This window comes from Stenotrophomonas sp. YIM B06876, from assembly GCF_030711595.1.
Classification (GTDB): domain Bacteria; phylum Pseudomonadota; class Gammaproteobacteria; order Xanthomonadales; family Xanthomonadaceae; genus Stenotrophomonas.
Genome location: NZ_JAUJUJ010000620.1, coordinates 1 through 385, shown reverse-complemented (window position 1 = coordinate 385; position 385 = coordinate 1). Strand labels below are relative to the sequence as shown.

Below are 385 nucleotides of genomic sequence, written 5' to 3'. Positions count from 1 at the left end.
CGCCGTGGGGGTGCAGATCAGCGCGGCGGGGTGCTCGTGGTGCAGCGCATGCCAGCGCTCGAACGGCTGCAGCCAGTGCAGTACGAAGCGGTGCAGCACATATTCGACCAGGGTCCAGCCGGCGAAGCCAAGCAGCGCGATGGCCGCGAACTCCCCGCGCTGCGCCGCCGGGCCGGAGGCCCACAGCAACGCCGCCAGTGCAAGCACCGCCATGCCATACAGCACGAAATCAGCAAGATAGGCCGCCTTGCTGTGCTCCAGCGCAAAAAGACGCATCTGACTGCCTTTCTCGGCGCGCTCTCGCTCCCTGCGAGCGCATGGACATCACCTTAACGCCATATCGCCTTTACGCCCCTGATAGGCGCAGCACCCACGGCGCCAGCGT

1 protein-coding gene is annotated in these 385 nt (G+C 66.5%); it reads right to left on the bottom strand.

Features of this window, described 5'->3' with window-relative positions; translation table 11 throughout:
- Window positions 1-276 (bottom strand): hypothetical protein (locus QZH66_RS18740; RefSeq protein ID WP_305807284.1); only part of this gene is annotated, 276 nt, incomplete at its 3' end.
- Window positions 277-385 lie beyond the last annotated feature (109 nt).